The 7569-nt window shown below is 68.1% G+C and carries 5 protein-coding genes and 1 pseudogene; 3 read left to right on the top strand and 3 right to left on the bottom strand.

The window, feature by feature from the left end; translation table 11 throughout:
• On the bottom strand, positions 1 to 1268 hold a 1268-nt coding region (gene aceA, locus AC1DBE_RS11960; RefSeq protein WP_476970664.1), incomplete at its 3' end, for an isocitrate lyase.
• Between the two features lie 167 nt (positions 1269 to 1435).
• Here aceA and AC1DBE_RS11955 point away from each other — a divergent pair.
• The 3 genes and pseudogenes from AC1DBE_RS11955 to AC1DBE_RS11945 all read left to right on the top strand — a co-directional run bounded on the left by AC1DBE_RS11955 (position 1436) and on the right by AC1DBE_RS11945 (position 6131).
• Positions 1436 to 2774 (top strand): annotated as a pseudogene (locus AC1DBE_RS11955) (helix-turn-helix domain-containing protein).
• Positions 2775 to 2894: 120 nt separating this feature from the next.
• A complete protein-coding gene (locus AC1DBE_RS11950; RefSeq protein ID WP_476878344.1) occupies positions 2895 to 4643 on the top strand; it encodes a pyruvate dehydrogenase in 1749 nt (582 codons plus the stop codon).
• Positions 4644 to 4850: 207 nt separating this feature from the next.
• Positions 4851 to 6131, top strand: coding sequence for a serpin family protein (locus AC1DBE_RS11945; protein WP_476903562.1), 1281 nt, complete (start codon positions 4851 to 4853; stop codon positions 6129 to 6131).
• Positions 6132 to 6259: 128 nt separating this feature from the next.
• Here the strand turns inward: AC1DBE_RS11945 and AC1DBE_RS11940 are convergent, their stop codons facing one another.
• The gene (locus AC1DBE_RS11940) at positions 6260 to 6622 is read right to left on the bottom strand and encodes an iron chaperone (protein WP_476878342.1); all 363 of its coding nucleotides are present in this window, start codon (positions 6620 to 6622) and stop codon (positions 6260 to 6262) included.
• A gap of 31 nt (positions 6623 to 6653) precedes the next feature.
• Complete coding sequence (locus AC1DBE_RS11935) at positions 6654 to 7517, bottom strand: hydroxymethylpyrimidine/phosphomethylpyrimidine kinase (protein WP_476903563.1); 864 nt, start codon at positions 7515 to 7517, stop codon at positions 6654 to 6656.
• Between the last annotated feature and the right edge of the window lie 52 nt (positions 7518 to 7569).

The raw sequence follows: 7569 nt of genomic DNA, 5'->3' as shown, positions 1-7569 counted from the left end.
GCGTTCGGGTTGAGCGCGGTGGCGATGTCGTCGAAGTAGCCGGTGCCGACTTCGCGCTGGTGCTTGGTGGCGGTGTAGCCGCGGGCTTCGGAGGCGAATTCCTTTTCCTGCAACTCAACATAGGCGCTCATGCCTTCCCGGGCGTAACCGTGGGCGAGGTCGAACATTGAGTAGTTCAGGGCGTGGAAGCCGGCCAGGGTGATGAACTGGAATGTAAAGCCCATGGCGCCGAGTTCGCGCTGGAACTTCGCGATGGTCGCGTCGTCGAGGTGCTTGCGCCAGTTGAACGACGGCGAGCAGTTGTAGGAGAGCATCTGGTCCGGGAACTCGGCCTTGACCGATTCGGCAAACTTCCGGGCCAGTTCCAGGTCCGGGGTCCCGGTTTCCATCCAGATGAGGTCCGAATACGGGGCGTAGGCCTTGGCCCGGGCGATGCAGGGTTCAATCCCGTTGCGGACCTTGTAGAAGCCCTCAGGGGTGCGTTCACCCGTGATGAATTCCTGGTCGCGCTCGTCGACATCGGAGGTAATCAGGGTGGCTGCCTCGGCGTCGGTGCGGGCGATGATGACCGACGGGGTGCCGGCGACGTCGGCTGCCAGCCGGGCGGCATTCAGCGTCCGGATGTGCTGCTGGGTGGGGATCAGGACCTTGCCGCCGAGGTGGCCGCACTTCTTCTCCGAGGCGAGCTGGTCCTCCCAGTGCACGCCCGAGGCGCCGGCCTGGATCATGGACTTCATCAGCTCGTAGGCGTTCAGCGGGCCGCCGAAGCCGGCCTCGGCGTCGGCAACAATCGGCACCATCCAGTCCTCGACCGTCTGGATGCCCTCGGAGAACTCGATCTGGTCCGCTCGGAGGAGGGCGTTGTTGATGCGGCGTACCACCGTGGGGACCGAGTTGGCCGGGTAGAGCGACTGGTCCGGGTAGGTGTGGCCGGAGTTGTTGGCGTCCGCGGCGACCTGCCAGCCGGAGAGGTAGATGGCGCGGAGGCCGGCCTTGACCTGCTGCACGGCCTGGTTGCCGGTCAGGGCGCCCAGCGCATTGGTGTACTTGCCGTCCTTGTGCTCCTCGGTGAGCTGCTTCCACAGTTTCTCGGAGCCGCGGCGGGCCAGGGTGTGTTCCTCGGAGACCCGGCCGCGGAGGCGGACGACGTCGGAGGCTGAGTAGTCCCGGGTGACACCTTCCCAGCGGGGGTTGGCGGCCCACTCGAGCTCCAGGGCGGCGGCCTGCTCTTCGGGCGTCTGCTGGGTGGGCTCAAATGCTGCGGTCATCTTTGTCTCCTTGGTGGGTCCGGCCGGCGGGGCCGCGTCTCTGCGGGTTCCTGCCGGTTCATCCGGTGCGGTGAATCTTTCCGTGAGATCTACTTTTCTTCACTTTCAGGGGGCTTTCTAGGGGAAAAGTCTGGAAAGAAACGCAGTTCTTCCCGTATTCTCAAAAAATGCATCCCAGCAGCTGGAACCGTCAGGCCGAGCCCGCGCCCCACCCCGCCGATCCGGAGGTCGATGTCATCAGCATGGGCCGCCGCGTCCGGCACCTGCGCAAAGCGGCCGGGCTCACGCTCGATGACCTGAGCGCCGCCGTCGGGACCGCCCCAAGCCAGCTGAGCCTGATCGAAAACGGCAAGCGCGAACCCAAGCTTGGACTGCTTCAGCAGCTCGCGGCCGCGCTGGGGGTTACCATCGACGAGCTTCTGGGCGCGGAGCCGCCCAACCGCCGGGCCGCCCTCGAGATCGAGCTGGAACGCTACCAGCGCAGCCCGCTGTACGAGTCCCTGAACCTGCCGAAAATCCGCATCAGCTCGCGGCTTCCCATGGACGTGCTGGAGTCCATGGTGGGCCTGCAGCATGAGCTGGAACGCCGTCTGAACGAGCAGGTGGCCACCCCCGAGGAAGCCCGCCGCGCCAACGGTGAGCTGCGGGCCATGATGCGCGAACGCAACAACTACTTCCCGGAGTACGAGGCGGAGGCGCAGAAGGTCCTCGCGTCCGTGGGCCACACCAGCGGGCCGCTGTCCCACCACGTCATCGCGGACATCGCTGGCCACCTCGGGTTCAGCCTGCACCACGTCGGCGACCTGCCGCACTCCACCCGCTCGGTGACGGACCTGAAGAACCGCCGGATTTACCTCACGCAGAACGCCCGGAGCGACCACGACCCCCGTTCGGTGCTCCTCGGCCAAGGAAATTGCGGTGGAGGATCTTCGGGACGCGTTCGCCGTGTCCTACGAGACCGCGGCGCACCGGTTCACCAACCTCGCCACGCAGCACCTGGACCTGCGCACGCACTTCCAGAAGACGCACAAAAGCGGGATCATCTACAAGGCTTATGAGAACGACGGCGTAACGTTCCCGCAGGACCACACCGGCGCCATCGAGGGCCAGCCGTCGTGCCGGAACTGGACGTCGCGGGTGGTGTTCGACGTGCCGGACAAGTTCAGCGCCTACAACCAGTACACGGACACCCCGGCCGGAACCTACTGGTGCACGGCCCGCACGGAACGGTCCGCGAACGGGGAGTTCTCCCTCTCCGTGGGGGTCCCCTACGCGCAGGTGAAGTGGTTCCGCGGCCGGGAAACCACCGAACGGTCCAAATCCACCTGCCCGGACGAGAGCTGCTGCAAACGCCCGCCGGCGGCGCTGGCCACCGAGTGGGCGGGCAACGCGTGGCCCTCGGCCCGCGCCCACTCGCACCTGCTCGCCGCGATGCCCCCGGGCGCCTTCCCCGGCGTGGATGAGACCGAGGTCTACTCCTTCCTGCAGGCCCACTCCGGGAACTGACACTGACCGGCGCCGGAGCTCCGGCGGTGCCTCCGGGGCACTCTCCGGGCGTGGCTGGAGCTGGGGCGACTATTGTGGCCAGTGTCAGCTCGTCGATCCATCCCGCGGGAGCGTGCACTCATGGCCAAGGAACTTGCCACCCAGCTTGTCGAACAACTCCAGGCTGCCGGCGTGCAGCGGATTTACGGGATTGTGGGCGACAGCCTCAACCCGATCGTGGACGCCGTCCGGAAAACCGGCGGCGCCGCGAAGGGCGGAATCGACTGGATCCACGTCCGGCACGAGGAAGCCGCCGCCTTCGCCGCCGCGGCCGAGGCACAGCTGACCGGAAAACTCGCGGTCTGCGCCGGCTCCTGCGGGCCCGGCAACCTGCACCTGATCAACGGCCTGTACGACGCGAACCGCTCCGGCGCCCCGGTGCTGGCCATCGCCTCGCACATCCCAAGCAAGCAGATCGGCAGCAGCTTCTTTCAGGAAACCCACCCGGACCGGCTCTTCAACGAGTGCTCGGTGTACTCCGAACTCATCAGCACGGCCGAACAGGCCCCGCGCGTGATGCACAGCGCCATCCAGCACGCCGTCGCCCTTCGCGGCGTCGCCGTCGTCACATTGCCGGGGGACATCGCCGGCCTGGAGGCAACCGCCGAAACCCCCGCCCCCGCTGCCTTCCGGCCCGCAGCCCTGGTGCCCGACCCGGCCAGCGTGCAGGAACTGGCGGATGCCATCAACGACGCCGGCAAGGTGGCCATCTTTGCCGGGGCCGGCGTCCAGGGCGCGCACGATGAGGTGATTGCGCTGGCCGAACTGGTGGCCGCGCCGATCGGGCACTCGCTGCGCGGCAAGGACTTTATGCAGTACGACAACCCGTACGACATCGGCATGACCGGCCTGCTGGGTTACGGCGCCGCGGCCGAGGGGATCGAGGACGCGGACCTGCTGATCCTGCTCGGCACCGACTTCCCGTACGACCAGTTCCTTCCCGGCACCCGGACGGCGCAGGTGGACCGGGCCGCGCAGAACCTTGGCCGGCGGACCGACGTCGACGTCGCGGTGCACGGCGACGTGCTGCCCACGCTCACCGCGCTGATGCCGTTGCTGAAGCCGAAGAAGAGCCGCCGCTTCCTCGACGCGATGCTCAAAAAGCACGACCGGCTGATGAACAAGGCCGTCGGGGCGTACACCCGCAAGGTCGAAAAGACCCAGCCGATCCATCCCGAATACGCGGCCTCGCTGCTGGACCAGGTGGCCGCCGAGGACGCGGTCTTCACCGCGGATACAGGCATGTGCAACGTGTGGACCGCCCGGTACATCAACCCGCTGGGGACCCGGCGGCTGATCGGCTCGTACCTGCACGGTTCCATGGCCAACGCGCTGCCGCACGCCATCGGCGCCCAGCTGGCCTACCCCGGACGGCAGGTGGTGTCGGTCTCCGGCGACGGCGGCCTGTCGATGCTGCTGGGGGAGCTGATCACGGTCGCGGCGCACCGGCTGCCGGTCAATGTGGTGGTCTTCAACAACTCCACGCTCGGCATGGTCAAGCTGGAGATGCTGGTGGACGGGCTGCCCGATTTCGGTGTGGACGTGCCCGACGCCAACTACGCCGAGGTGGCCCGCGCGCTGGGCTTCCACGCCGTCCGCGTCACCGACCCGGCCCGGATCGAGGCTGCCTACCGGGAGGCCTTCGCGCACCCCGGCCCGTCCCTCGTGGAGCTCATCACGGACCCGAAGGCACTCTCGATCCCGCCGAAGATCAAGGGCGCGCAGATCCTGGGCTTCGCCACGGCCATGTCCAAGGTGGTGCTGAACCGGGGTGCCGGCGAGGCCGTGAGCATGGCCCGCAGCAACCTGCGGAACATCCCGCGGCGGTAGGCGCCTAGTGCCGTTTCGACGGTTCCCTGCCGGTTCGATGCTGCGGAGCGTCGAGCGGGCAGGGAAGCGTCGAAACGCCCGGGGCGAGCGCGGGATTCGGCGCCAAATCGTGACCACGGTGGGGTCGCGTTGGCGCGATGCCGATGCTTGACTGACGGAAGGCGGATCCCCGTCGTTTTGCGCGGCTACGCGGGCCTTGGGGGCGCGATGAAACAGAAGATTCCTGCACGTATGCTTGCGGCCGTCACCGGCTTGGCGCTGGTCCTGACGGCGTGCGCGGCCTCGCCGCCCGCTCTGCTGAAGGCCGACGGCGTCGAACGCGTCGCGGCGAACCAGTCCGCCTACCCGGCCGAACTGGGCCAGCTGCGGGCGTCCGCGCGGAAACTGGGCGCCGCCCTGATCGCCAACGGCGGCGACGCCGGGAACGGCAACGTGGTGGGCTCGCCGGGCAGCCTATTGATTGCCCTCGCGATGCTCCGCGCCGGGGCGTCCGGGGCGACGGCGGCCGAGATGGACCGTGTCCTGGGCCTGCCCACGCAGAACCGGGACGAAGCCCTGAATGCGCTCCTCGCCTCCTTCGAGGCGTTCGACGGCGACCCCGGTTCCGTCGACGAAAAGAACCCTCCGCGCCGGCCGGTCCTGCACACCGCCAACGCCTTGTTCGTGGACAAGCGCGAGCCAACCGGTGAGGCCTATCTGCAGTCTTTGGCCCGGCACTACGGTACCGGCGTGTACCCGGTGGACTTCCAGGATGAGGCCGCCACCAGGCCGGCGATCGACGCCTGGGTGAACAAGAACACCGGCGGACGGATCAAAAAGGCGCCCGCGACGTATGACCGCAGGGACGCGTTCAGCGTTCTCGACGCGGTCTACTTCGCCGCGGCCTGGAAGGTCCCCTTCGACCCGTCCGAGACCGCCGATCGGCCGTTCACGACGGCGGATGGCGGTCAGGTCACCGTGCCCACACTGTCCGGCGTGCAGGATGTCCCGTCGGCCCGCGACCGGGGCTGGCAGGCCGCCGATCTTCCCTACGCGGACGGGTTTGTGCTGCGGCTGGTGTTGCCGGACGCCGGGACTCCCGGCACCGGATCGCAGTATCTGGCCGGCGCGGCTACGGCCCTGGATGCAGCAACCCCGTCGCCCACGCAGCTCTACTTGCCGCGATGGGATCAAAAGAGCAGTTTCGACCTCCGGCAGGTCTTCACTGACCTTGGCCTTCGGACCATGCTGCAGACCGAGACGGACTTCAACTCGATTCAACGCCGCCTCACAATCCAGGCGGCAGGACAGTCCGCCAGCATCACCGTGGCGGAGAAGGGCACAGTCGCCGCTGCTGCCACCCAGATCAACGCCCGGCCCGGGAGCGCCGGAGCCATGATCAATGAGATCCGCTTCGACCGGCCGTTCCTCTTCGAGATCATCCACGCCGAGACCGGGATTCCGCTCTTCACGGGCAGGGTGGCAAACCCCGGCGCCGCAGGTTCCTGAGCCCGCCGCGTTAGGCGGGGCCTTGCGCCCAGTTCGACGGTTCCCTGCCGGTTCGATGCTGCTGAGCGTCGAGTGGGCAGGGAACCGTCGAAACGGCCGGGGCGGGCGCGGGACCCCGGCCGGGTGGCTTAGGGCGTTTGGCCCCGGCGTTCCGCCGCCAGCAGCGCCGCCGCCCGCTCGATCAGCTCGTACGGAACCGGTTTCGCCAGGGGAAATCTCAGCGTCCCCTTCGCCGCGCGGTACGGTGCGATGGACTCGCGAAACGCCTGGTCGCCGTCGGGCACCGGGTAGACGGAGATGTGGTGCGTCCAGGCCGCGAAATATACGACGTATTTGCCCCCAAGCGTGAGGGCCGGGATGCCGTAGCTGATCGTCTCGCCCGAGTCCGGTACCGCGGCATGGCAGCGCCGCCGGATCTCCTGGAGCGCCTCCTGCACGTCAGCCGGAAACGACGCGATGTATTCCTCGACCGACTCGAAGTGCTGTGCCATGCCGGTTCCCTCCGGCGATCATTGCATCCAGTTAGCGCGGGCCGCCCTGCCACAGCGCGTCGAAGGGCGCGCCCGAGGCCACACGGTTCCGGATCCCCGCGGTGACGAAATCCTTGGCTGTTCGCGCGGCGTCCAGCGGCGTCGCGCCCTTGGCCAGCTCAGCGGTCACCGCGGCGGCCAGTGAGCAGCCGGCACCGGAGACGGCCACTTCGCCCACCTTCGGAGCGGAAAGGACCTCCAGGGTCTCGCCGTCGTAGAAGACGTCGACGGCGTCCGGCCCGGCCAGGCGCACGCCGCCCTTGGCCAGCACCGCCGCTCCGCTGAGTTCGTGGATACGGACAGCCGCCGCCTTCAGGGATTCGACGTCGGTGATCTCCAGCCCGGAGAGCGACTCGGCCTCGAAGTGGTTCGGCGTCACGAACGTGGCCAGCGGCAGGATCTGGGCCTTCAGGGCCTGGTCGGTGTCCAGGGCGTGGCCGGGCTCCTGGCCCTTGCAGATCAGCACCGGGTCCAGCACCACGTTCGTAAGCGCGGAGTCGGACAGGGCGGCCGCCACCGTGGAGATCGTCGCCGGGCTGCCCAGCATGCCGATCTTCACGGTGCTCAGAGCGGACGGTGCGCCGGACGCGGGACCGTAGGCCGCCGTCGTCGCCTCCAACTGGTCGGCAATCACCTGCTGGTCCACGGGAACGAAGCGGTGGTTCCAGTTGTCCTTCGGGTCGAAGGAGACGATGCAGGTCAGGTTCACGATGCCGAAGACGCCGAGTTCCTGGAAGGTCTTCAGGTCCGCTTGCGCACCGGCGCCACCGGTGGCCTCGGAGCCGGCAATTGTCAGGGCGACGGCGGGGTAGGCGCTGGCGTCGGAGGTCACGTTGTCCACGGCGTAAGAAGTCATGGGCCTATCCTGCCGCTGCCGGAAATCCCGCCGCACTGTGCGTGTGACCAAT

It is taken from the genome of Arthrobacter sp. 10T416, assembly GCF_056394165.1.
This window is presented reverse-complemented; position numbering and strand designations above follow the sequence as displayed.